This is a genomic window from Paenibacillus wulumuqiensis, assembly GCF_000971965.1.
Lineage (GTDB): Bacteria > Bacillota > Bacilli > Paenibacillales > Paenibacillaceae > Saccharibacillus > Saccharibacillus wulumuqiensis.
Genome location: NZ_LAQP01000001.1, coordinates 889768 through 913972 on the forward strand (window position 1 = coordinate 889768; position 24205 = coordinate 913972).

Genomic DNA, 24205 nt, shown 5'->3' on the forward strand with positions numbered 1-24205 from the left:
CTCAGGCTGTACGGATCATTAATACTCTACATCGCTGTCTTTTTTGCGTGCTTTGAATTGAATAATCGTTACAACAATGATGATCGCGAACAATACAATCGAGCCTGCTGCTGCATAACCGAAGTCACTGCGCTGGAAGCCTGTATTGTAAATAAACAGGGCCATGGATGTTGTGCCGTTCAGAGGATCGCCCTTTGTCATAACGAGCGGTTCTTCGAAGAACTGAATCCAGCCGATCAGCGTAGTAATTGAGACGAAGAAAGTAGCAAAGCCGAGCAGTGGTATCGTAATCTTGGTCAACTGCTGCCAGCGGCTGGCTCCGTCGATCTGAGCCGCTTCATAATACGTACGCGGGATACCCTGCAGGGCTGCCAGGAAAATGATCATATTCAGACCAATCGCTTTCCATACCGCCATAATAATCAGCGAAAACTTGGCAATGGTCGGTCCCTGCAGCCAGCGGACCGGATCAAAACCAAAGAATCCCAGCATCTGATTGATAAGGCCGTACTGGGAATTGTAGAGGTATCCCCAGATGACGGCGACAGCGACGATATTTGTAATGGAAGGCATGTAGTAAATAACCCGGAACGTTTTGAATAGCCAGCTCGTTCCCTGATTAATCAGAATGGCGATAGCCATCGACAGGAGAACGACCAGAGGTACACCGACCACAACGTAGATCAGCGTATTGAACATCGACTTGCGGAACACCGCATCGCCGAACAGCTGAACAAAGTTATCCACCCCGTTGAATTTGATATTGGACCAGTTGGCCAGTCCGGCCAGATCCATATTCGTGAAGCTGATAAATACGGCAACCAGAATCGGAATGAATGAAAAGATAAATAGAATGATTAGGGTTGGCGCAATAAACAGATATGGATATCTGTGCTTTGCCAACGATTGCCAGGCCTTCTGCATCTCTGTTCCCTCCTTTACGGAAGCATTTTCACTACTTCTTCAATTAGTCTTTTAACAGTTCATTCGCTTGCGTAGTCAGTTCTTCCATCTGTGTCTTGACATCTGCGCCACCGATGTTGATCTGCTGCAGCGAATCCTTGATCAGGGTGCCGATCGCTTCCCATGACTTCACGAATGGAGAAGTGCGGGAAGTTTCCATCTGCTCACGGAATGTTTTGATCTGTTCATTGCTGCTGAATGCTTTGTCTTCCCATGCTTTCAGTGTAGACGGCAGATCTTTGGACAGTTCATAATATTTCACCTGGTTGGCAGGATCGCTCATGAAGGAAATGAATTTCACCGAATCGTCCTTGTTGACAGCACTGCTGAATACGCTCCAGTTGGACCCTCCGAGTACGGAAGCACTTTTGCTGCCTTCTTCTTTGGCAGGAATCAGAGCGGTAGACCATTTGCCGTCAATCTGTGGTGCCGTCTCATGAATCTGATTGATCGACCATGGACCGCTGAAGAACATAGGTACCATTCCCTGACCAAAGGCAGGTAGCAGCTGTATATCGCTCTGTGTAGGTGTCAGTCCTTCTTTGTAGAAGCTGGTCAGATAGTTGACTGCTTCAATATATGCAGGCTGGTTAAATTGTGCCTTATTGTCACTGCCGATCACTTCACTGCCGTTTTCCCAGGCAAATGGCAGCGTGAACGCTGCATCCTGGTTATCAAGCAGAATGCCGTAATTGCCATTGCCGCGTGCCGCCAGCTTGGTTGCTGCGTCTTTGAGCTCGGCCCAGGTTTTGGGCGCTTCGTTATAACCGACTTCTTTGAGCAGATCGGTACGATAATAGAGCACACGCGTCTCCATATACCATGGAATACTGATCATCTGATCATTGAATTTCATCGTCTCCCGTGCACCTTCAAAGAAATTCTCTGGCTTGAGATTCGGATACTGCTCCACATAAGGAGTCAGATCCATCAGTGCCCCTGCATTGGCAAATTCCGGAATCCAGGTCATTCCCATCTGGATCACATCCGGACCGCTTTTGGAAGCGACAGCGGTCAGCAGTTTATCATGCGCAGAACCCCATGGAATCTGCTGAACCTGTACATCAATATCCGGATTTGCCTTTTCAAAGGCTGCTACCATATCCGGCAAAGACCCGCCTTCGCCGCCCATACCCCATACTTTCAAGATCCGTTTTCCATCCGCTGTGGTCACTTTATCCTGACCACCACATCCAGCCAGTACAATCGAGAATACAAGCATGCATGCGATCATGGATTTCCATAGTTTAGCCATTTGGCACCTCTTTAATTTTATTTGTATAAAAGAGAAGCAAAGACCAGCCCGGATAACGGATAGAAGAGGACGGACGGCATCTTTGCAGGGTGAACCGATTCATTGCTCAAGCTGCGGTTATAGGACAGATTTAACTGCCGCTTTGCAGGGTCGAGTTCGCCTGCTCGTTCAGTTGATCCAGCTGCGTCTGGATATCCTGTCCACCTACAACAATCTGGTCGAAAGCGTCACTGATCTGTTTGGCAACCGTTTCCCACTCTTTGACAGATGGAATGGAACGGGCCGTGTCCATCTGTGTACGGAAAGTCTGAATATTCGGGTTATTTTGGAATACTTTGTTATCCCATGCTTTGGTAGTGGATGGCAGATCCTGTGTCAGCTCATACCATTTCACCTGTACATCAGGTTCGTTCAGATAAGAGATGAATTTTACTGCATCCTCTGTATTCTTGGCACTGCTGAACACGGACATATTCGATCCGCCGAGTACCGATACACTTTCGCCGCCTGCTTCTTTGGCAGGAACAATCGCTGTACCCCACTGATCTTCTTTCAATTCAGGCAGCTCTGTCTTCACCTGATTGACCGACCATGGACCGCTGAAAAACATGGGCAGAATCCCTTCACCAAAGGAAGGAATCAGCTGCATATCGCTCTGTGTCGGAGCGATCCCTTCCTTGAAAAAGCTGCTCAGATATTGAATCGTTTCTACATAAGCCGGCTCATTCAGCACGGCCTTGCCGCTGCTGTCGATCACTTCACTGCCGTTCTCCCAGGCAAATGGCAGCGTGAACAATTGATCTTTGCTGTCCAGCAAAATGCCGTAGTTGCCTTTGCCGCGGGCAGTCAGTTTGGTCGCTGCATCCTTGAGTTCGGCCCAGGTTTTGGGTGCTTCATTGTAGCCGACCTGTTTGAGCAGGTCTTTGCGGTAGAACAGGACACGTGTATCGATGTACCATGGTACGCCGACCAGTTTGTCTTCATAGGTCATTTTGGTACGGGCACCTTCAAAGTAATTATCCGCTTTCAGGTTTGGATATTTTTCGGCATAAGAAGACAGATCCTGCAGGGCTCCGGCTTCAGCAAATTCGGGAATCCAGCTCATGCCCATCTGCACTACATCCGGACCGCTTTGCGAAGCAACTGCTGTCAGCAGCTTGTCGTGAGCGTTATCCCATGGAATGGCCTGTACTTCCACCTTGATATCAGGGTTCTTGGCTTCAAAATCAGGCACCATCTTGGACAGGGCCGTTCCTTCCGCTCCCATGCCCCATACTTTTAGAATTCGTTTGCCGTCTGCAGTAGTGGCTGCTTCTTTGCTGCCACCACACCCCGCCAGTACAAAAGAGAAAATCAACATGCAAGCTATCATGGGTTTCCACATTTTTTTCATTAAGCACACCTCATTTTGAATTTGTTCGTACTGTTCCACGAATAACGAGTTCAGTGTCCAGTGTATAATGCTGTGCGACCGATTCACCCTTGAGAATCTGGAAAATCAGATGAACGGCAAGTGCTCCCACTTCATAATCCGGCTGTCTTACCGTGGTCAGCGCGGGGTTCAGGAATCGGGCCTGTACGATATCATCGAATCCGATAACCGAAATATCCTCCGGTACACGAAGACCCGCTTCGTACAAGGCGGTAATACCGCCGAGTGCCATCTCATCATTGGCGAAAAATACAGCTTCCGGCAGATTGCCCTGCGCCAGCATCAGCTTGATCGCACGGTATCCGCCTTCCTCGGTAAAATTGCCAATCAGATTCCAGCGCGGCTCAATCGTCAGATTGTGCTGATTCATTGCCCGCACAAACCCGTTATAACGGTCATTATTGTGCTTGCTGCTCGCCGGACCGGATACAAAGGCAATCTGGCGATGTCCCGATTCAATCAGGTAATTGGTTGCCAGCGTGCCGCCTTTCTCATGATCGGCCTCTACATAGCAGACACTCTCATGTTCCAGCCGCCGGTCCAGCATGACGATCGGGAAGCCCTCACGTGCAGACTCCAGAATGGTACGATCCGGAATATTATGGGCGAGGATAATCGCTCCATCCACACGCTTTTCCTTGATAAATTTGACGGCTGTGGAGGAATCGCCGCCGATTGAACTGCAGGCAATCAGGTCATAGCCATTATTCAGGCTGACTTCCTGTACTCCCTTGATTAGACTGGAGTAATAAGGGCCTGACAGGTCGCTGAGCAGCAGGGCAATCGTATTGGTCTTGGAGCGCTTCAGATCTGACGCAATTCCGTTCTTCTGATAGTTCAGTTGCTTGGCGGCTTCGATAACCTTGTCACGGGTCTTGCTGCTGACTCTGCCGATGCCATTCAGTGCATACGATGCAGTCGATACTGCAACGCCCGCCAGTGCGGCTACATCTTTGATCGTTGCTCCCATCTGCTCACCTCTGTAGTTTTACGAATATCGAAACGTTTCGATAAAAGAGCAGAAACCGCTTACAGTTTAGAAATTACAATATCCAGTGGAAAACCTGTTTTCTGACTGTACCATTTGATTTTTTGGTGAAAAATCATTAAAAAGCCAATTCATAAGCGTTAATTCAATAATTTTACATTTTTCAGATACAATATTCATCACGGGATGATTTGCACTCTTTTGTCGAAACGTTTCTACAACGTTATTATATATCTGCTTGTAAACGATTTCAACCACTTTTAAATTTTTTTGTTATTTTGTCGAATCGATATTTGGGGTAATGCCTTCAGGAATGCGTCTTCGGCGTCTTTTCCAATCCAAAATGATCAATCTGTTCCTGTAGTCCTTCTGCCTTTAAGATGCGCAGCTGTTCCCCTCCCAGCAGATCAAAATGCGGATATCGATCACGATAATGAATATAAGCGGGATTCAGGCCATAGGAGATGCACCACTGCTTCAGTTTGCCGATATCCGCGCAGCCTACCTTGGTCACTGTCCGAATGCCGGGAAAGCGTTCATCCAGCCAGTAGTGTGTCAGGAACGCAATCTCGCCTGCCTCTACGCTGTGTTTCCATTGTTTCAATTGTCTTCTGTTGATTCCGAATGCCATTTATTTGCACCTTTCCGACTTTGCCAAACCTTGAAAAAGGACCAGCCGCTGTATGGAATACAGCGCTGCTCCTTTTTATAATGCTGTCATCTGACTGACCCAGTTTGAAAGTACTCGTCTGTTCGTAATGCACGATTAAAATAAATAGTACGGTTCTGTTCTCTTTTCGTGCAGTTTAGTCTAATCTATTTTCCTGTACTTACATTATTGTAATCATTTCCCGCTTAACGGACAATATCCGAATCGTCCTCGGAATTGCCTTCAGGAAAAGCGTTCTGACTGGAAGATGAGCGTTTGATATGCTCGCCGTCATTTTCCTCACGCTGTTCAAGCTTCATATCCTCAATCGGCAGAGAGTCGACGGTCTGTTCGGATTCAAAACGGTCAAACAGGCTTTCATTCTCCGTCGGGTACTGCTCCGGATTATCCCTTTTGCCTGCCTGTTCCTGTACTTTATCATTTTTGCGCGGTTCTGTCATAATCTCCATCTCCTTTGCGGATTCGGCTTGCTGTACATGTCGAGTGAACCGTATTACATTACTTTTACCTCTCTGGGCAAAATTGAAACAGCTGTTCAGCAGGATCTAGCGGACTACGGCATCGTTCATTTCATCCGGAGTAGTCATATAACTCTATACGAAATGGACAGATTCGCAGGACCCGATTCGCTTCCCCTGCTCATGGGGATTTTGCAAGGAATTACAAAGCTTCCCGCACAAAAAGCCGCCAGGATGATAAACAGCCATCCCGGCGGCTCTACATAGATTATTTTTCCGTTTTCAACGACCGATGGATACATCCAGAAATCGACAAAAATGAACGTATAGGTACTATTATCATATACGGCAGCCCATATATCCAGACCAGATTGGCTTAGAAATAAGCTCCCCATACGCAGACCGGTTTGGATACTTCCACGCTCTTGCCTGTGTATGTCAATTGGCCTGTCGCCTGGTCGATGCTGAATACGACGATGTTATTTCCGTCTCGGTTCGCGGCGAGCAGGAATTTGCCACCCGGCAGAATGGAGAAATGTCTCGGATGACCGCCTTCTGTCGATACATGCTGTACCAGCGTCAGACCGCCTGTGGAAGCATCCACTTCATACTGCACGATACTGTCATGTCCGCGGTTGGAACCATACAGATATTTGCCGTCTGCAGAGATAGCGATCTCGGCACAGCCATTGGCGCCTTCAAAGCCTTCCGGCAGAGTGGAGAGGGTCTGCACTTCATTCAGCACACCTGTATCTGCCTCGTACTGATACGAAGTGACCGTGGAATTCAGCTCGTTAATGATAAAAGCATACTGTCCGTTCGGATGGAATACGAGGTGACGAGGTCCAGCGCCCGGTGTGGATGCCGTATCCACTGTAAACTCCAATTTGTTGGCATCTGTGTTCAGCGCATACGTACGTACACGATCCAGTCCCAGATCCTGTACAATCAGATATTTACCTGCCGGATCAAAGAAAGTAGAATGCGGATGCGGACGATCCTGGTTCTGCGGGTCGACACTGTGACCTTCATGCTGCTGCACATCCAGCAGTTCGCCGACGCTTCCATCCTGCTCCAGTGCGATCAGACCGACCATACCGCCATGATAGCTGACCATGGTCAGATAACGGTTATCGTCGGAACGCTGAATATGGCAAGGCGGACCGTCGATTGTATTCATACGGTTGAGCAGTTCAATCTTGCCCTGCTCCGGCTGAATAACAAAAGCTGCTGCTTCGCCGCCTTTGCCTTTGGGGCCGGTCTCGGAGACAGTCTCCCCCAGCGCATACAGGCGCTTGGATTGGGCATCCACATTCAAGAATGTAGGATTTTGCAATCCGGTAAAGGAATCCGTCGGTGTCAGTTCACCTGTTTCTTCATTAAAGGAATATACGTATACACCCGGATTGGCTGCTTCTGCATAAGAACCTGCAAATACAAGCAGGCGTTGTGGTTGGTGATCCATTAGGTTATTTCCTCCAGTTCATGTTAAGTATCGTAGTGCCTGAATCGTAGGACAGCGCCGATCCATATCCTGCTGTCTATGTAACCCGTAAACAGGCATTCAATCAAACACCTTCTTATATAACTTATACCCTTCGCCCCTAAAAATCAAAAAAATCTGAAGTACAATTCAGATTTACTCATCACGGGTAATAAAGAAGTAATTTGATTCTTGTATGTTCAGATCAGTCCATGACTGGAATGGAGTGAGTTCTTATGTTCATTCGCAAATGGATACTCGGACTGGCCGGTGCTGTCATTTTAGCCACGCCGGGGTCTGCCCTTGCTTTTGACGATCTGGATCACACGACAGGCAGAGAGGAGATTGGATACTTGCAAAATCATGATATTCTTAGCGGCATTACCGACACGGAATTCCAGCCGGAAGCTACGCTGACCACTGCCCAGGGAGTAGCTGCGCTGGTCAAAGGCCTGGAGCTGAACATCGACAATATACGTTTTATCAAAGCTCCGAAAGCCAGTGATTATTACACGAACATCGACGACAACGCCTGGTACAGCTCCGATATGCTGATTGCCCATCTGAACGGATTGCAGCTGGATGCGGATGTGGACGCAGCTTCGCCGATGACCCGCGGGCAGTTTGCCACCCTGCTCTGGCAGGGCGTGGAACAGATCGACCCGGATATTCACGAATCCGGCGGCAGTACCGGTACGCTGCAGGATGAACCGGTCACCATCGATGACTCCCTATCCCTCCCTTCATTAGAGCAGCAGATTCTGGAGCAGGTCATTGACAGCGGTATTGCCTCTCTGGACGGCACAGGCAACTTCCGTCCTGATGAACCGATCACACGTGCTGAAGCAGCTGTAATGCTGTACAATGCACTCGAGCTAACCGGCAAGACGGATGAATAATCCTGAGCCATAGCCGACCATGTTCTTTTTCAAATGGCGGATTATACCATGTAAGTGCGCCACTTCGTACTTCGCACTTGCATCCATAATCCGTCATTTATTGATTTATTAGAAATAAGGTGTTGACTCATTTATATTCTTCATGTATATTTATCTTAACTTAAAGATTATTAAACAAAAGATATTCAAGAAGGAGGTGAGTACATGTCCGATTCATTGAACGAGACTCAAGCTACTGCACTAAAATTACTGGTCGTCCTGTCCAAAGCCTACAAGGCCATCTCGGAGCAGGCCGTCAAGGATGTAAAACAATATGGCCTATCTCCTTCCGAATTTATGATTCTTGAAGTACTGTATGCCAAAGGCAAGGTGCCTCTACAGCAAATCGGCAGTAAAATTCTCGTCACAAGCGGAAGTATTACCTACAATATCGACAAGCTGGAAAAGAAAGGCCTGCTAAAACGCATTCCTTCCAGCGAAGACCGCAGAGTCATCTACGCTGAGATTACACATGAAGGCAATGAATTGTTCAAGTACATCTTTCCGGAACACGCCGTTAACATTTCTCATTTAATGAACGGACTCTCTCTCAAAGAACAGGAAGCGGCAATTGAACTGCTCAAAAAGCTGGGTAAAGGAGTCAACACCGATTAGCTTCTATCCATACCGACAGTATGCAAAATATAAGGAGGTTGATGATGATGCAACCAAGAGTGTATACACCTGCCATGCAGGGAACAGGAGAATTTGACGGCGGTAATATCACAGAGCAGAAACCGATTGGCTTTTCCGGTGAAGGATCGATTGTCAGACGGGTTGGGCCATTATTTTACTGGGCCTGGGCAAATGCCCGCACAGATGCCAAGATTGGACTCCATCCACACAAAGGCTTTGAAATCCTGACTTATGTGATACAAGGTAATGCCTTTCATGGTGATACCCTTGGCACCAGCAGTACGGTTCGTTCAGGCGGTGTACAGGTTATGCAGACCGGTTCCGGCGTCAGTCATCAGGAGAGACTCAGCGAAGACACTGAACTGTTTCAGATCTGGTTTGAACCTGAATTGAAAGCAGCGGTACAGAGAACACCTTCCTACCGACAATATGAGCATAACGACTTTCCGCAGGATCATAGCGCTGCCGGCTACTCGATTAAGACCATCATCGGTGGTGACGCTCCGATTCATCTGGTTGCCGATGCCCAGATGTGGGATGTGGAAATCAGCAGCGGTACATCGTATTCGCATACGGTACCAGCAGGATACACGCTGACAGCACTGGCAATTCGGGGACAGGGAAGCTGGCAAGATGCCGATGGAGCACGAGACGCTGTAGCATTTCACCATCAAGACTTTATCGTTGCTTATGCAGATCATGAAGCCACCGTACAAATTACCAACCCGGCAGAGGAAACATTACGATTGGTTCTAATCAAAGTGCCCACTACTGTGAATTATCCACTGCTTCCCAAAAAATAAAGTAATATCTATCGTCGGCTCTAATATCTTAAAATAAAGATTATGAAAACAAAACAATAATAAGGAGATGTTAATTATGGTAGCTGTAGGATTATTGATTGTGCGTCTGGTCGTTGGATTGTTATTTGTCGGGCATGGTGCTCAAAAGTTGTTTGGCTGGTTTGGCGGCTATGGTCCCAAAGGAACTGGAGGATGGCTGGAATCCATTGGTGTTAAACCCGGTGTTATGATGGCGGTCATCGTTGGACTCATGGAACTCGTTGGCGGTGCTCTATTCGCTCTCGGATTATTTACACCACTGGCTGCAATAATCATCACATTGACCATGATAGGTGCCATTAAAACCGTACACGGCAAAAATGGAATATGGGCTACTTCCAATGGTTATGAATATCATATTGTATTGATCGCAGCCGCTGTCAGCATCGCATTGATTGGTGCCGGTACTTACTCCCTGGACGCATTGATTTAACCCAAAAAAATAGGAAAAGAGGTTGTATCCATGACTAATTCAACAATGAAAGCTGTGCGAATTCACGAGTATGGAACATCGGACGTTATCCGTTATGAAGAAGCTCCCATCCCAGAACCTGCTGCAGACGAAGTACTTATCAAAGTCTCTGCTACATCATTCAATCCTTTTGATGCCCAGCTGCGCTCCGGTGCATTCAAGCCTTTCCTGCCGCTTCAATTTCCGTTTATTCCCGGTGTGAATGTATCGGGGACGATCACACAAACAGGCAGCCTGGTCTCCGCATTCCAGCCTGGCGATGCAGTGTTCGCTTTTCTGAATGTAGCCCAAAATGGTGCTTCGGCAGAGTATGTAGTCAGCAAAGCTGCCGATCTGGTAGCAGCTCCTCGCAATATGGATCTGCATGACGCTGCCGCTATTCCCAATGCAGCTCTGACAGCCTGGCAAGCGCTGTTCGAACTGGGCAATCTTCAGCCGGGTCAGCGTGTATTGATCACTGCTGCCAGCGGAGGCGTAGGAACGCTGGCCGTACAGCTCGCCAAATGGAAAGGTGCCTATGTTATCGGTACAACTTCCTCCAGAAAAATCGATCTGCTCGAAAAGCTCGGGGTCGACCAGATCATTGACTATACCCATGAATCCATCACCGAGGCATTACCGGAAAAGGTGGATCTCATTTTCAACCTCTCTCCTGCCGGATCGGCTGAACTCGGCTCTCTCCTGTACCTGCTTCATCGTGGTGGCAGCTTCATATCCGTGGTCGGTGCCGCTGATGAACAATTGGCAGAATCGCTCGGTATCCGGGCTATCCGGGCCAATTCGCATCCTGACGTCCAACAGCTGACCGAGATCGCCCGACTGATCGATGCAGGAGTCATCCAGCCGATCATTACGGAAAGAGTCAGACTGCATGAACTGGCCGATGTACATCGCCGATATGAAAATAAACAGGTCACCGGGCGGGTCGTCGTTATCGTGGATGAACAAAATTAATATATATTAAAGGAGGATATAAACATGACAACTTTGGAGGATTTTAAAAATCACGTAGTACTGATTACAGGTGCAGCTACCGGTATTGGGCGCGCAGCGGCGCTGGCTTTTGCAAAGCGTGGTGCTATTGTATCTATTGGTGATGTGGATGAGCGAAGTCTTGAGACAGTGCAGCTCATTGAGCAAGCCGGAGGAACCGCCGCCTTTTTCCACACGGATGTATCTGATCGGGAACAGGCAGCGGCGCTCGTCACACAGACCGTGAACCGTTTTGGACGTCTGGATCACGCTTTTAACAACGCTGGTGTCCTGCCTCCTTCCAAACCGTTTGTCGAAATGGATGAAGCCGACTTTGACAGAACCATTGCGGTAGATTTAAAAGGGGTCTTCCTCATGATGAAGTATGAAATTGAAGCCATGCTGAAGCTGGGCAGCGGCACGATCGTCAATACCGCTTCTGTTGCCGGTCTGATCGCGGACCCGTTTATGTCTCCTTATGTAGCAGCCAAACATGGCGTTGTAGGCTTGACCAAAGCAGCGGGCATCGAATATGCGGCACAAAATATCCGTGTTAACGCTGTAGCGCCGGGGCTTACCGAGACGCCCATGATCAAAGAGTGGCTGGACGATCCGGAGTTCCGTCAGACCGTTATTGGCAATGTTCCTGCAGGACGCGTTGCCCGGCCTGAAGAGATCGCCGAGACAGTTGTTTTTCTCTCTTCTCCAGCGGCCAGCTTTGCAGCCGGACAGACATTCACTCTGGACGGCGGACAGACAGCCCGTTAATTGATAAATATTTTATCCAAACGGAGGGATTCATTATGAGTGAAATGAACCAAAATACACAGCTATCCTGGGTAACCAGCTGGTATGCCAGCCCCGAACCGGTCTGGGGAGAAGAGTTCCCCTTCCCCACCAAGCTGCCCAGTCGACTCTTCCAGCAGACAATTCGTCAGATTGCTCGTATGAGTCTAGGCGGCGGTCACCTCCGCATTGAGCTATCCAATGAATATGGTAATCAGCCGCTGGTAATTGGCGGAGCCACTGCCGCTCTGATGGCTAATGATACGATGATCCATGCGGAGTCACTCAGAGTGTTAACATTCAGTGGGAGTACATCTGTTACGATCCCGGCCCATGCCACGGTCTTGAGCGATCCTGTCGCACTGCATATGGAGCCGCTCGGTCTGTTGGGTATCAGCCTGTTTTTACCGGAAGAGAGTATACCCTCGACGTTTCACTGGGATGCCCGGCAGACTACATATATGGCACAGGGCGATCATTTGACAGATGTAGATTTCCCGGCAGACCAGATGACTGATGTCTATATGTATATCAAAAGCATCATGGTGGATGCGCCGGATCATGCGGGTACCATTGTGGCCATCGGAGATTCCATTACAGATGGTGCCGGCTCCACATTGGATGCAAATACGCGCTGGACCAACTTCCTGGCAGATCAGCTCGCCACACGGCAAATCTCGGTTCTCAACGCAGGCATCTCGGGAGGGCGTCTGCTCCGCAATGTAAAAGGCAGGAATGTATTGGCCCGTTTTGACAGGGATGTACTGAGTCAGCCGAATATTCATACCGTGATTGTCATTATCGGTACCAATGATATCGGTATGCCGGGCATGATGTTCGCACCGACCGAGTCTGCACCTGCTGCAGATGAGCTGATCGCCGGTTACCGTCAGCTTATCACCCGGGCCCATGCACGCAAGGTTCGCATTATCGGCGGAACGCTGCCACCATTTGAATTATACGATACCGAAGCCAAGGAACAGCTGCGCCAGCAAATAAACACCTGGATCCGCAGCGGAGAATTCGATGCAGTCCTGGATCTTGATCTACTATCCAGAGATCCCGAGCATCCTACCCGATTCCTCTCAGCCTGGGACTCCGGCGATCACCTACATCCAGGAGATGCGGGCAACCGAATGATAGCTGAGGCAGTAGTTAAATTGATGGATTCGCTGGAGTGATTCTTGAAGCTATAATACAGTTTTATTTATGAAGATAGGAATATTGGGAATTATCAGATAGTTCATGCTTAACCCTTACCCTTGGTCATATACAAACGTCCGGGCTCTCTTCTGCGAGAGAAGAACCCGGACGTTTTGGCATGCAGCAGTTATGCAGCGAACAATTATAAGCGGCTGGACGGTTATCCCAGAATATAATAGGACAATACGCTCTGAACTTCGTAGATATTTACGCTCTTGTTAAACGTCTTCTTGATCGGCACCGTACTGCTGGAGATATAGATGCACAGCTCCGCATCCAGATCGAAGTGGCCGGCTGTCTCTACCGAATAATGGGAGATGCTTTTGTACGGAATGGAATGATACTCGGTCTTTTTGCCTGTAATACCCTGCTTGTCCACCAGAATCAGGCGTTTATTTGTAAAAAGAAACATATCGCGTACCAATTTGTAGGCCCGTTCAATTTGCTCATTCGGAGCGAGAATGGCAGCATATTCCTGCTGTGCTTCTCCCAGACTTACTGTAGATGCATTACCCAAAAAACCATCAAAAATTCCCATTCTAATCTGCCCCTTTTGTAATTTCTAAATTTATGTAGCTGTGATGCATATGGCCGAGATTCCGGTGGTACTTGTACAGGTACATACCGTTACACGGACGGATGCCACTCTTCGGCAGTCATGGCATACAGCAGGTGATCTTCCCATTTGCCGTTAATATGCAGATAGCGCTCAGCCAGTCCTTCTTTGCGAAAGCCCACCTTTTCCAGTACACGCTGGGAAGGAATATTCCACGGCAGTACGCCTGCCTGTATACGGTGAAGCTGTCCTTCCTCAAAGCCAAAGGCTGTACATTGCCGGAGCGCTTCGGTACCGTATCCACGGCCATGATAATGCTGGTCAACAAAATAACCAACATATCCATTTTGAAAAGGTCCTCTGGCTATACCGCTCAGCTCAATGCGTCCGACCAGCGTATCGCTCTCCTGTTCAAATATGCCAAAAATATACCCGCTGCCTGCCTCCATACTCTGTTGTCCATCAATGATAATCTGCTGCTGCACTTCCAGTGTCCAATAGCATTCCGGACGGACCGGATCGTACACGCTCATAGACTCCCGATTCGCGATTTTCATCTGCAGCAGTGCTTCGGCATGTGCTAATTGAAGAGATCGAATCTGGATTGAACTTCCCATAGCTGCTCTACACTCCTTTTCCATGATGTATCAGAATTGATCTGCTCTCGCCTATGGTTTATTCAAACAGTAGTACTTGTGAACTACCGAATAACGATTATTTTATATCGTATAGCACACATTGTAAATGAAGAAACCCGGAAGATATCTTCCAGGTGGGTATACGTATTACCATCCTTTAACGGGTGCGGCGAATCCAGAATGTGAAAATATCACTGCGTACATAATCCAGCGAATACAGTACCCGCCGGTTCATCTCATCATAATGAATTTGCTTGAGCAGCAGTACATTGGATTCGGGTCCGGTCAGCAGCTTTTGGCAGTGAACATCAGTCGGTGATGGAACGATAATCTGTGAATCGGCTCCCACGATATGTATACCGGCATGCTGTTCCAGATGCTGGAACAGTGAACCGGAGAATCCTTCCGCTTCCAGTGTCTTGCCGGCAATCGATACCGGAATATAGTTAATGGAGTGAGCTACCGGCTCCAGATTGGCCATTCGGGAGCGTTCCAGCTGGATCACCGGTTCGCCTTTCTTCATTTCCAGCTGTTCGGCCGCCTCTTCGGGACAGGCGGTCTGCCGAATATATTCCAGCCGCTGCTCCTCGGTAAGTCCGGCGGAGCGGATCATGTCTCCAATGCTGTACAGGCGGTCCAGCGAGCTGGGGATCGTCTGCAGATTGCGTGTAATGAATGTGCCGCTTCCGTGCTTGACGAATACTTTTCCTTCATTACGAAGCCTGCGGATCGCTCCCCGGATGGTTGTACGGCATACATTGAATTGACCGGCCAGTGCAGACTCGGAGGGAAGTCTGTCTCCCGGACGAATATGATGCTCCTGGATCCAGCGTTCAATCTGGTGTTTGATTTGTTCCTGTTTGACGGACATGAAGTGATGTCATCCTTTCGTGAAGTCAGCAGTATAAAGCCGAAGCAGGTGTCATCATCGGAAATAGACGGGATTGGTAAAAGCCAGCAGTCCATATACTTCTGCAAAGCAGCCATACAGCTCTGCTCTCAGCCAGCGGGCAGGCGACATGACCGGAATAGCCAACTCGTGAATCTGAGCGGCTCCGGCAAAAATGTTCTGCTCGGCGAGCACTCCCTTATCACTGTAGATAACCAGACGCAGATGCTGTCCCGGCAGCTGATATTGTTCCTGCCTCCGCTGCAGATCCAGCTGAATATGCATGGTCAGATTGGTATTCGGACTGCTGTACAAAGTGGCGCCAATATCATATTCATTGGTGGTTTCATCCCCATTTATCGATACGGTCAAGGTTAAGAGCGGTCCCATCGTGATGACAGCAGCACCTTTGCGAATGGCCTGAATCGCCAGTCTGTCGCCGGCACGCTGCACCAGCGGGTTGGCAGATTCCGCAGGTAATTCATTGTCATGCCTTTTCCATGCATTAGCCGGCGTACCGAGGTAGGTAACCGCAGCCGGAGCATCTTCCGGGTTGGTTCGATGCCAGTCACGTCCACTGGTTGCCGTGATCCGGTATCCTTCATTCAGCAGCGACGTCCACAGGTCAAAAGCCCGCTGGCTGTCTCTTTTCACAAATGGCATCAGCGTGGACCAGACTTCGATATAGTCAATCTGATTCCAATCGGACACCCGGTATTCCCAGTAGCAGCCTGTACAGACCGGGCTGCCGATCCGGTAAGGATGCGCAATGCCGACGATACCATCATTGGCATGCACTTCATCGATCCCCCTGTCGATATCCAGCTGTCCGACCGATCGCCAGTCGATATAGCGGCTGATACCGAGCGTAAGCATATGTCCATAAAAGGTTGTCCATTCCATCCCGGACAGAATGCGTACGCCCGTCTCTCGTTCCATACGTTCCCGGTCCAGCAGACCGGCCTGTGTATTGTGATCGGTTAGTGCAATACAATCCAGTCCCAGACGCCGGGCTTCCACTGCGAGCTCTTCCAGTGTCTGCTGTCCATCACTGTGCAGTGTATGGGTGTGCAGCTCGGATGCTATCCATGTCTTCTTCATTCCTGTCCTCCATCCCATACCTCCAACTCGTAATTGCAATGTTCTGTGACTACAGCGTGCAGACTGATCGTTATTTTCCATAGTCCTGCTTCATTAACACCAGGCCAGAAGCCCGGCGAAGCACTGGCTGCGGACAGATAATGGGTCTGCTGAGGGTCCTGACGGTGAGCCTGTCCCCGGTGGATCCGTGGATCGTCGATGGAGAGGGTCAGCAGATTCTGCAGCGGGGCATATTTCTCCCAGTCTTTTTCCTGCTGGCTCTCATATCCATAGCGTCTCATCGCTTCTTCAATAAGCTTTTTGGACGTTTCCATATCGTCCAGCTTTTTTGGATCATAGCGGAATTCAATCCGCAGGGTATCTACCGGCTGATCCAGCTGAAAGGCATATGTAATATGACTTTGCGCAGCAGAAGAATCTACACTTCCGGCCGCATAATATAGTCGGTTCATAGATGGATATTCTCCTTTGACCCACCCGGCACGTCGCCCTGCTGTGCAATATCCCGTGGGGATGGCTGATGCAGTTCATTCTCTGCACAGGTCCATAATAATCCTGATGGTGAATTCGTACTCAATTCGATACGTGCAGTGGAACGGATACCCTCCTGCGGCAGATACTGATCGTTCAGCATATACGCATAGACTCCCTCCACGACGATTCGATCCAGTCCTCCCGGCAGCAGGACGGCCCGGATCGCTGCGATATGTTCCAGCTGTACCTGTTCCCCCAGCTTGATCGTAGTGGAGAATTGATGATAAGGCCCCTGATACGCTGCACGAAAATCACCAATACGCATATCTCCATAACTGGAAGAGAGCCATTCCTCCTCACCGTGCAGACGCACCTGATAATCGATACAGGTCTGCTGCAGCTGCATCGACTTTTCCATGGATGATCTATGCACCCTTTCATCCAATTGGTTCGGTTCGGCATTCGTGCTGTGTTCCACTGCATACTTGGTACTGCTTATAAACAGATAACCCCGCTGATCCGCCAGCTGCCAGGAATCCGTCCGTGCCGGCTGTTCCAGCGTGTACTGCCGGTTCATCTCCCAGTTGCTGACCTGATGGGTAAATGGATAAACCAGCATCACCTGTTCCCTCGGCTCCGATTCCGGGTCCCAGCGATACAGCGGCGGCAGCATATAACAGTAATCCGATACCGGCGTATCGGTAAAATTGCCATTGGCTGTCGCTGCCTGCAGTACCGGATGGCCTCCACAGCCATATTCTCCCTTGAATTCCGTTTCGATATGATGAGGTCCCTGGTAACTGTGGCGCAGCAGATTCCCTTCCGGGTCCAATTCCACTCGGTACATCCACTCGATATCGGTGGTCCGTCCCCATTTGCTCATCAGCAGGCCGGATGGTGTGCCTTCATCTTCATGGCTGAATACCATATGATATTCAATAATCGTCCGGTCTGCCTCTTCCTTCATCCAGTACATCAATACAAGCGGCGTATCGGTAAATGTGCTCTCATACGGGTGCTGCAGTTGGCGTCCATAGACGACCGGAGTGTAACGATAGACAGGCATCCGCGGATCGACTCCGCCGATAGCAATATGCTGTATCGTAATATCTCCTGCCAGCGGGCGGGACAGTTCCAGTGCATAATGCAGTGTGACTTCATACGTGCCTGCTTCCAGCTGTCCGAGCAGGCGCTGGTACATAAACGCTCGATCTCCATAAAACAGGATCAGATCCTGGTTATATTCTCCATTCACATATATGCGAAGTGCAGTAGATTCGCGGTTCTCCCGCTGCCAGTGGCTGTCACTGACCGCCGTAAGATTCAGTACCACATCACGGCTCTCGGTGAGATCAAAGTGAAAAGTCAGCGATTGGGCGGAATTAACGATCTGCTCTGCAGTGGAATGCCTCGTTTCCTGCATGTCGTTATTCTCCGTTGAAAAAAGCTGTACCTCAATATCATGCGGCCAATGAATGATTACAGGCTGCACAGCGGCAGGGAAGGCTGCCTGCTCTTCGGTTTCTTGCATGTTCTGCTCGCTGTTATTGGTGTTCGGCATATGCACACTCTCCCTGTTTCACTCTAAAAGCGTAATGTATATTCGTATACTTGGTCTGTTTTATATTCGGATAGCCGGTCCTAATATCAAATATTCGTTATGCTCCAGCATACGATATCGGCTGTGTAACAGCAGCTTGCCATCACCGGATGCATGTATCTGCTTAGACGTCAGCATCCTTGCCCATCGTACGAATATAAAAGTAGCCCATCACCGAGCAGAGCAGGAACATAAATACAGCCATCGCACTGGACGTATGGGTCTCCTGGTAATTGGAAAACACCTGCTGCATCGCTACGCCCAGCACCTGCGGTGAATTGGCTCCTATCAGGAACGGAGCGGTAAAGCTGCCGATAATCCCCATGAAAATAAACGTGATCGCCACCCACATCGTCTTGTAGGACAGTGGCAGAATAAACCGGAAAAACAGCTGCCATATATTGGCCCCAGCATCCCGTGCACTCTCAATCACAGAATTCGGCACTGCCGCCAGCGCAGAACTGAGCAGCATCGTCGCAAACGGAATATTAAACCACAGATTAGCCAGCACCAGTCCGTTATAGTCATAGATAATTTTCGGAAAGGAATCGATCCCCAGGAGCAGCAGCAGACGGACCATCCAGCCATGATTACCGTACAGCGTAATCAGTCCGTACGTAGCGATCACACCGGGAACAAACATCGGAACAAAATACAACCGGTTGATCCAGCGTGCCATCCAGCTGGTGCTGAATCGCAGATAGACCGCCATGGAATAGCTGATCAGCAGCGATAACAGTGTCGAGACAATCGTGACATTGAGCGTATACGTAATATTTTTGCGCATCGCCGGATCCGTGAACAAACGGATATAATTACCGAGGCCGAACTCTCCACTGTTCTGGTCAATCAGGCTTTCCCGTACGGCATACAGAATAGGCAGAATCACGACAACGAACAGAATTAAAAAGGAGGGGATAACCAGGGCAAGCCCCAGCATCCCTCTTTTGCCAGATGTACTCATCCGTTACTGTCCAGCCACTTCGCTCTGCCAGCGTTTGTAGATTTCCTGCTGCAGATCGCCGCTGTTGAACTGACGGTAGCCCGCGGACACACTTGCAAATTGGTCCTGCAGTTCCTTCGGCATCAGATCCCATTTGATGCCCGGATAGCCGTACATTTTATTAACGACAATCGTCTGGGCTTCTGGTGTCAGTACATAATCCAGCAGCTTCTGGGCTGCTTCTTTTTTGCTGGACAGCTCAGGCATCATCAAATAGGATGGTCCACCGGTAAAGGCCGGGTCAATCTGCGTCAGCTTGATTGTATTCGGCAGCAGCTGTTTGTTGATTTGCTCCAGCGCCATATCGGACCAGGCCGGAATCATATCGACTTCACCATTGGCCAGCAGATCGAGAGTGCCCTGATTCTTCTTCGGATAGACGCCTTGTTGATACATGGAAGGACCGAGTTCCTTGAGCAGATTGAAGCCCTGACCCCATTTCTGGGCGATCGCCGGATCGCTGCTGTTCATATCTTCCGGTGGCAGGAAGTTATAGATCGCTGTATTGACAAAGGAACTGCCCGCGCCGCCAGTTGATGGATCATTATAGGCAAATCGGCCGGGATGCTGGCGAATCCAGTCATACAGCTCGTCTGCCGTCTTCGGCGGATTGGTCACTGTCGCACTGTTATACGCCAGTACAACGGAAGAAGCACGATAAGGTACAGCCAGGTCTTTGGCTTGTTCAAGAGCTTTGGCATCTACATTTTTGAGATTGGTGATTTGGCTGCTGTCCAGCTTGGCCCAGATACCCTCGCTGCTGCCTTTGCTGATATCGTCCAGGCTTCCTTCATATAGATCCACATCGACATTGGTCTGGCCGCTCTTCTTGGCGGCGAGCAGGCGATCCAGCGCCGATTGACCCCCGGTTCCGGATGGAAGATAGACCAGCTTCACCTTGATATCCGGGTTCTTTTGCTCAAAGCTGTCGATCAGTGACTCCCACAGTTCCTTGACGTTCAGGGAGCCGCTTGTATAAAGGGAAATCTCTGTCGTACCCGATCCGCCGTCTCCACTCGCGCTTGCCGATTCCGAACCCGACTTGCCACTGCATCCTGCCAGCAGGGCGATACATAACACGCTCAAAAGCAGTACATTCCATTTCATTTTCTTCAACACGGATTTGCCTCCCGATAATACAGCAGCGGTATGCGCTGTCTGTGATTTGATGATGGATTTGGTATCACTCGTTCTGAAATAGGACCAGTTAACGTATTATGATGAGACCTCACTGAATGCCGTGAATTTATGAAATCCGACCTTTACCGCCTGCCCGCTGTGCAGCTCGGCCGCCTGTTCACGGGGAACGAACATTTTGAGATGTTCCTGCTCACAATGGATAGATACTTCCGCATAATGACCAAGTACCATCACCTGACGGATCGTACCTTCCAGACTATCCGGCTCCCCGGTCAGATACAGATCTTCCGGGCGGACAGCCAGCGTGCAGGCTCCAGCTGGAATAGATGTGCTGCCGTCCTGCTGTACTACCTTTGAACCGACAGCAATATGCTGTCCATCGCTGATGCTCCGCATCAGGTTAATCCGGCCGATGAAGCTCGCTACAAACAGGGAACCCGGACGGTCATAAATATCCTGCGGTGTTGACAGCTGTTCGATTTTACCAGCATGCATCACGACAATCCGGTCCGAGATGGACAATGCCTCCTCCTGATCATGGGTAACGAACACCATCGTCATGCCGGTCTTGGTCTGAATCTCGCGCAGTTCCTCCCGCATCTCCATGCGCAGCTTGGCATCCAGTGCGGAGAACGGCTCATCCAGCAGCAGTACATCCGGCTGCAGCAGCAGCGCTCTCGCCAGCGCTACCCGCTGCTGCTGCCCACCGGACAGCTCGCCCGGATACTTGCGCGCTGCACCGCTGAGCTGGACCAATTCCAGCGCTTCAGTGACCGAGCGTTCGATCTCGACTTTTTTGCGCTTGCGGATTTTAAGACCGAAGGCCAGATTATCCTGCACTGTCATATGCGGCCATAGATTATAGCTTTGAAATACCATCGCCGTAGGCCGCTTTTCCGGCGGAAGGTTGAGCACACTGCGTCCGCGGATCAGAATATCACCGCTGTCCGGCTCCAGAAATCCTCCTATCGAGCGCAGTACCGTCGTCTTGCCGCAGCCTGACGGACCGAGCAGTGTGACCATCTCTCCCGGCTGTACATCCAGCGAGATATCAGTGACACCATCGCCGGTTTTGAAAATTTTGCTCAGGTTACGGATCGATAGCTGTGCTTCTGTGTCCCCTTGTTCTGCTGTACCGACTTGCGTCTGCATCTTCCTCTGTGCCTGTACCATTGTGCTTTCTCACCCTCCCATATGCTCAAAGGACGATTCGTCCTGTATTTTAACTTTGCCTCTGTCTAACCGTCTCACCAGATAGTCGGAACAGCTGAGATCTGCCTATTATTTGACCTGGAATCCGCCAGCCAGTACATCCGCACTGACAAACCGTCGTGCCGCTACGAGCAGAATGACCGTAGGCAGGGTCAGAATGACAGAGAATACGGCTCCGGTTGTGTTGGGATAGTCGGCGATAATCGAGTACATAATAATCGGCATCGTTTTAAAATCCGGTATCCCAACCAGCAGCGTCCCCTGTGCTTCATCCAGTGAAGACAAAAAGGTAAAGATCGAAGCGACCATAATACCCGGAAAGGCCATGGGCAGCGTGATTTTCCAGAATACGCGCAGCGGTCCCGCTCCTGCATCCCGCGCCGATTCTTCCTGCGCCCGGTGTACACTCCGGAAGGCAGAGGAAGGAATCCAGGTCATGAACATCAGCGTATTGACCATATGGATCAGTACAATGCCGAGAAACGTATTCATCAGCCCAAATTTGTAAAACAATACCGCGATCGACACATACAATCCCATCTTGGGAAAGGCATGGGTCAGCAAAAAGGAAAATAAAAACCAGCGGCTGAGCGGAAAAGCAATCCGGGCAAACGCATAGGCTGCCGGAATGCAGACGATGATCGAGCATACCGTCACCACTGTCGCAATCAGAAAGGACAGCGAAATCGACTCCAGCACATCATCCTGGGACAGTACAAACTGCCACCATTCCAGGGACCAGCTCTGCGGCAGTGCCGCTGGATACTGCCACTTGCCCGACACTGCCAGAATCAGTAGATTCAGCAGCGGCCCGAGAAAGAAAATGACAAACACGACCAGTAATACAAATTCCACAATCCTCCGTGCACCAAGCGAACGAAAATACCAGTTCATAGTTCCTTCCTCTCCTGCGCAACATCTTTCAGCTTGTTATATGTATTTGGCATGGTAGGGTCTGTGCAACTTTACCGGGCAGATTGTATTTATCGATATGTCTTATCGGTCAAAGTTGTCTAGACGTCTATACCACTTACGAGTCTGAGTATAAAGGCCGTTTATTTGCTCTACATGCTGGATTATTTATTTTTGTGTAAAGGAATTATCTGGATTTGATTTGGTTTAATGGTGGGGTGACATTCGGTTGACTTAACAGATGGCTGTTCTTTTTATGGTGGGTAGAGCAGTAAGCGTGGGAATAACTTTGGATATTGTAAATAAGCTGCTGGCTTGGTAAATGCCCGGGAATGCATCATCCGCTGCGAAAAGGGATTCGGTCACGTCCTCCGGTGGAGCCAGGGAATCATGGATTAGGAGTACAGGTTGATTCCCTGGCTCCAAGGTCGTTCTTTGATCGAACTACCTTTTCTCCGCTGGATCGGGTATAGTTCATCTGGTTAAAAGCTAAAATATCTTAAAGTGAATATACTGAATCTTATTATTTACAAATATTGACCGGGCTATAGATCGCTCATTTTGTTACAATGGATACCGGTTTACGAACATTATACTTTGGAGGAATTGCTTTGATTATTGCTACTGATCATTTCAAAAATTACATTACAAAGTACACACACTACTTATATGTTGAGAAAAACCTTTCTCCTAAATCCATCAAAGCGTATCTCTCCGATCTTAATATGTTAGTTGATTGGCTTACCGAACAAGAATATGCTCATATCAATGAGGAAATTATTCATATGTACTTTACTTACCTCAGCCAAAATAACGCATTGAAAGACTCAACCATTAAAAGAAAATACATTACATTTAAAAGTTTCTTTGCTTATCTTGCGCATAAAAAATGGATTGAGTCCTCACCTCTCATTGATCTGGGCAAAAAGTTTAAAACGGCCAAAAGGATACCGAAAACACTGCCTGTACATGAAATTCGGCGGCTGCTTGCTGCTCCTCAACAAGACCGTACCAAATTAAAAACGCCATTTCATACACGGTTGAGTGTACGAAATGACGCTATTATTGACCTTTTGTTCTCTACAGGTATCCGTATTGGTGAATTGGTACAGATTAGTCTTACAGATATCGACCTGCGTAACCGTTCCATCGTTATTTTTGGCAAAGGACGAAAAGAGAGGCTATTGTACCTATCCAGCAAAGAGCTGCTTGATAAAATTCAAGCATGGCTGCAAATCAGGCATGAATTTAGTCCTACATGTAATGCACTGTTTTTAAATAAATATGGCGACCGATTATCGATATATGGAATCGAAGATATTTTCGCCAAGTACAAAAAATTAGCGAAGATTACAGACAGTGCAACCCCCCATTATTTGCGACATTCATTCGCTACCCAGTTGCTGGAAAATGGAGCGGATTTACGCGCAGTACAAGAGATACTTGGACATTCCAGTGTGAGCACAACAGAAATTTATACGGAAGTTTCGATAAAAAGAAAACGTGCAATTTTAGCAAAATTTAACCCGAGAAATAAAATAGAAACCTCCAAATAACTATGAATTATTTGGAGATGAAACTA

At 48.9% G+C, this 24205-nt stretch carries 25 protein-coding genes; 8 read left to right on the forward strand and 17 right to left on the reverse strand.

The genetic code is table 11. The annotated features are described in order from the left end of the window. Positions 1 to 18 precede the first annotated feature (18 nt). The 7 genes from WH45_RS11920 to WH45_RS11955 form a co-directional block, all read right to left on the reverse strand. On the reverse strand, positions 19 to 924 hold the full coding sequence (locus tag WH45_RS11920) for a carbohydrate ABC transporter permease (protein ID WP_046214530.1): 906 nt from the start codon (positions 922 to 924) through the stop codon (positions 19 to 21). A 43-nt stretch (positions 925 to 967) separates the two neighbouring features. Then, a complete protein-coding gene (locus WH45_RS11925; protein WP_046214531.1) occupies positions 968 to 2218 on the reverse strand; it encodes a sugar ABC transporter substrate-binding protein in 1251 nt (416 codons plus the stop codon). 130 nt (positions 2219 to 2348) lie between these two features. Continuing rightward, positions 2349 to 3611, reverse strand: a complete 1263-nt coding sequence (locus WH45_RS11930) for a sugar ABC transporter substrate-binding protein (protein ID WP_046214532.1) — start codon at positions 3609 to 3611, stop codon at positions 2349 to 2351. A gap of 10 nt (positions 3612 to 3621) precedes the next feature. Next, positions 3622 to 4620 (reverse strand): LacI family DNA-binding transcriptional regulator, encoded by a 999-nt coding sequence (locus WH45_RS11935; RefSeq protein ID WP_046214533.1) that lies wholly within the window; start codon positions 4618 to 4620, stop codon positions 3622 to 3624. A 325-nt stretch (positions 4621 to 4945) separates the two neighbouring features. Continuing rightward, complete coding sequence (locus WH45_RS11940; RefSeq protein ID WP_046214534.1) at positions 4946 to 5269, reverse strand: hypothetical protein; 324 nt, start codon at positions 5267 to 5269, stop codon at positions 4946 to 4948. A gap of 224 nt (positions 5270 to 5493) precedes the next feature. Next, on the reverse strand, positions 5494 to 5748 hold the full coding sequence (locus WH45_RS11945; RefSeq protein WP_046214535.1) for a hypothetical protein: 255 nt from the start codon (positions 5746 to 5748) through the stop codon (positions 5494 to 5496). A 394-nt stretch (positions 5749 to 6142) separates the two neighbouring features. Beyond that, the gene (locus WH45_RS11955) at positions 6143 to 7231 is read right to left on the reverse strand and encodes a lactonase family protein (RefSeq protein ID WP_046214537.1); all 1089 of its coding nucleotides are present in this window, start codon (positions 7229 to 7231) and stop codon (positions 6143 to 6145) included. A 254-nt stretch (positions 7232 to 7485) separates the two neighbouring features. On the opposite strand from WH45_RS11955, the gene WH45_RS11960 reads away from it, so the two are divergent. The 7 genes from WH45_RS11960 to WH45_RS11990 all read left to right on the forward strand — a co-directional run bounded on the left by WH45_RS11960 (position 7486) and on the right by WH45_RS11990 (position 13076). After that, positions 7486 to 8148 (forward strand): S-layer homology domain-containing protein, encoded by a 663-nt coding sequence (locus tag WH45_RS11960; RefSeq protein WP_046214538.1) that lies wholly within the window; start codon positions 7486 to 7488, stop codon positions 8146 to 8148. 204 nt (positions 8149 to 8352) lie between these two features. Further along, positions 8353 to 8802, forward strand: coding sequence for a MarR family winged helix-turn-helix transcriptional regulator (locus WH45_RS11965; protein ID WP_046214539.1), 450 nt, complete (start codon positions 8353 to 8355; stop codon positions 8800 to 8802). Between the two features lie 47 nt (positions 8803 to 8849). Further along, positions 8850 to 9626 (forward strand): pirin family protein, encoded by a 777-nt coding sequence (locus WH45_RS11970; RefSeq protein ID WP_046214678.1) that lies wholly within the window; start codon positions 8850 to 8852, stop codon positions 9624 to 9626. Positions 9627 to 9702: 76 nt separating this feature from the next. Continuing rightward, on the forward strand, positions 9703 to 10098 hold the full coding sequence (locus tag WH45_RS11975) for a DoxX family protein (RefSeq protein WP_046214540.1): 396 nt from the start codon (positions 9703 to 9705) through the stop codon (positions 10096 to 10098). A gap of 30 nt (positions 10099 to 10128) precedes the next feature. Then, positions 10129 to 11091: an NADP-dependent oxidoreductase gene (locus tag WH45_RS11980; RefSeq protein WP_082096738.1), complete on the forward strand. Its 963-nt coding sequence runs from the start codon at positions 10129 to 10131 to the stop codon at positions 11089 to 11091. A 24-nt stretch (positions 11092 to 11115) separates the two neighbouring features. Continuing rightward, positions 11116 to 11877, forward strand: coding sequence for an SDR family NAD(P)-dependent oxidoreductase (locus WH45_RS11985; protein ID WP_046214542.1), 762 nt, complete (start codon positions 11116 to 11118; stop codon positions 11875 to 11877). Positions 11878 to 11912: 35 nt separating this feature from the next. Next, positions 11913 to 13076 (forward strand): SGNH/GDSL hydrolase family protein, encoded by a 1164-nt coding sequence (locus WH45_RS11990; RefSeq protein WP_052723745.1) that lies wholly within the window; start codon positions 11913 to 11915, stop codon positions 13074 to 13076. Positions 13077 to 13258: 182 nt separating this feature from the next. On the opposite strand, the gene WH45_RS11995 is transcribed toward WH45_RS11990, so the two are convergent. The 10 genes from WH45_RS11995 to WH45_RS12040 all read right to left on the reverse strand — a co-directional run bounded on the left by WH45_RS11995 (position 13259) and on the right by WH45_RS12040 (position 22605). Next, the gene (locus WH45_RS11995) at positions 13259 to 13636 is read right to left on the reverse strand and encodes a PH domain-containing protein (RefSeq protein WP_046214544.1); all 378 of its coding nucleotides are present in this window, start codon (positions 13634 to 13636) and stop codon (positions 13259 to 13261) included. Between the two features lie 89 nt (positions 13637 to 13725). Further along, positions 13726 to 14271: a GNAT family N-acetyltransferase gene (locus WH45_RS12000; RefSeq protein ID WP_046214545.1), complete on the reverse strand. Its 546-nt coding sequence runs from the start codon at positions 14269 to 14271 to the stop codon at positions 13726 to 13728. Positions 14272 to 14449: 178 nt separating this feature from the next. Further along, positions 14450 to 15163 (reverse strand): GntR family transcriptional regulator, encoded by a 714-nt coding sequence (locus WH45_RS12005; protein ID WP_046214546.1) that lies wholly within the window; start codon positions 15161 to 15163, stop codon positions 14450 to 14452. A 54-nt stretch (positions 15164 to 15217) separates the two neighbouring features. Next, positions 15218 to 16282, reverse strand: a complete 1065-nt coding sequence (locus tag WH45_RS12010) for a CehA/McbA family metallohydrolase (protein ID WP_046214547.1) — start codon at positions 16280 to 16282, stop codon at positions 15218 to 15220. After that, positions 16279 to 16734 carry a hypothetical protein gene (locus WH45_RS12015; protein WP_046214548.1) on the reverse strand — a complete coding sequence of 152 codons (456 nt, stop codon included), beginning with the start codon at positions 16732 to 16734 and terminating at the stop codon, positions 16279 to 16281. Before WH45_RS12015 ends, WH45_RS12010 begins: the two co-directional genes overlap by 4 nt. Beyond that, entirely contained in the window at positions 16731 to 18317 is a 1587-nt protein-coding gene (locus WH45_RS12020) for a hypothetical protein (protein ID WP_052723747.1), read from the reverse strand. Before WH45_RS12020 ends, WH45_RS12015 begins: the two co-directional genes overlap by 4 nt. A gap of 163 nt (positions 18318 to 18480) precedes the next feature. Beyond that, positions 18481 to 19320, reverse strand: coding sequence for an ABC transporter permease (locus WH45_RS12025; RefSeq protein ID WP_046214549.1), 840 nt, complete (start codon positions 19318 to 19320; stop codon positions 18481 to 18483). Between the two features lie 3 nt (positions 19321 to 19323). After that, positions 19324 to 20478: an extracellular solute-binding protein gene (locus WH45_RS12030; protein WP_152663545.1), complete on the reverse strand. Its 1155-nt coding sequence runs from the start codon at positions 20476 to 20478 to the stop codon at positions 19324 to 19326. A gap of 96 nt (positions 20479 to 20574) precedes the next feature. After that, positions 20575 to 21651, reverse strand: coding sequence for an ABC transporter ATP-binding protein (locus tag WH45_RS12035; protein WP_046214681.1), 1077 nt, complete (start codon positions 21649 to 21651; stop codon positions 20575 to 20577). 129 nt (positions 21652 to 21780) lie between these two features. Then, positions 21781 to 22605: an ABC transporter permease gene (locus WH45_RS12040; protein WP_046214550.1), complete on the reverse strand. Its 825-nt coding sequence runs from the start codon at positions 22603 to 22605 to the stop codon at positions 21781 to 21783. 629 nt (positions 22606 to 23234) lie between these two features. Between WH45_RS12040 and WH45_RS12045 the strand changes: the two genes are divergently transcribed. After that, positions 23235 to 24179 (forward strand): tyrosine-type recombinase/integrase, encoded by a 945-nt coding sequence (locus WH45_RS12045; RefSeq protein WP_046214551.1) that lies wholly within the window; start codon positions 23235 to 23237, stop codon positions 24177 to 24179. Positions 24180 to 24205: the final 26 nt, after the last annotated feature.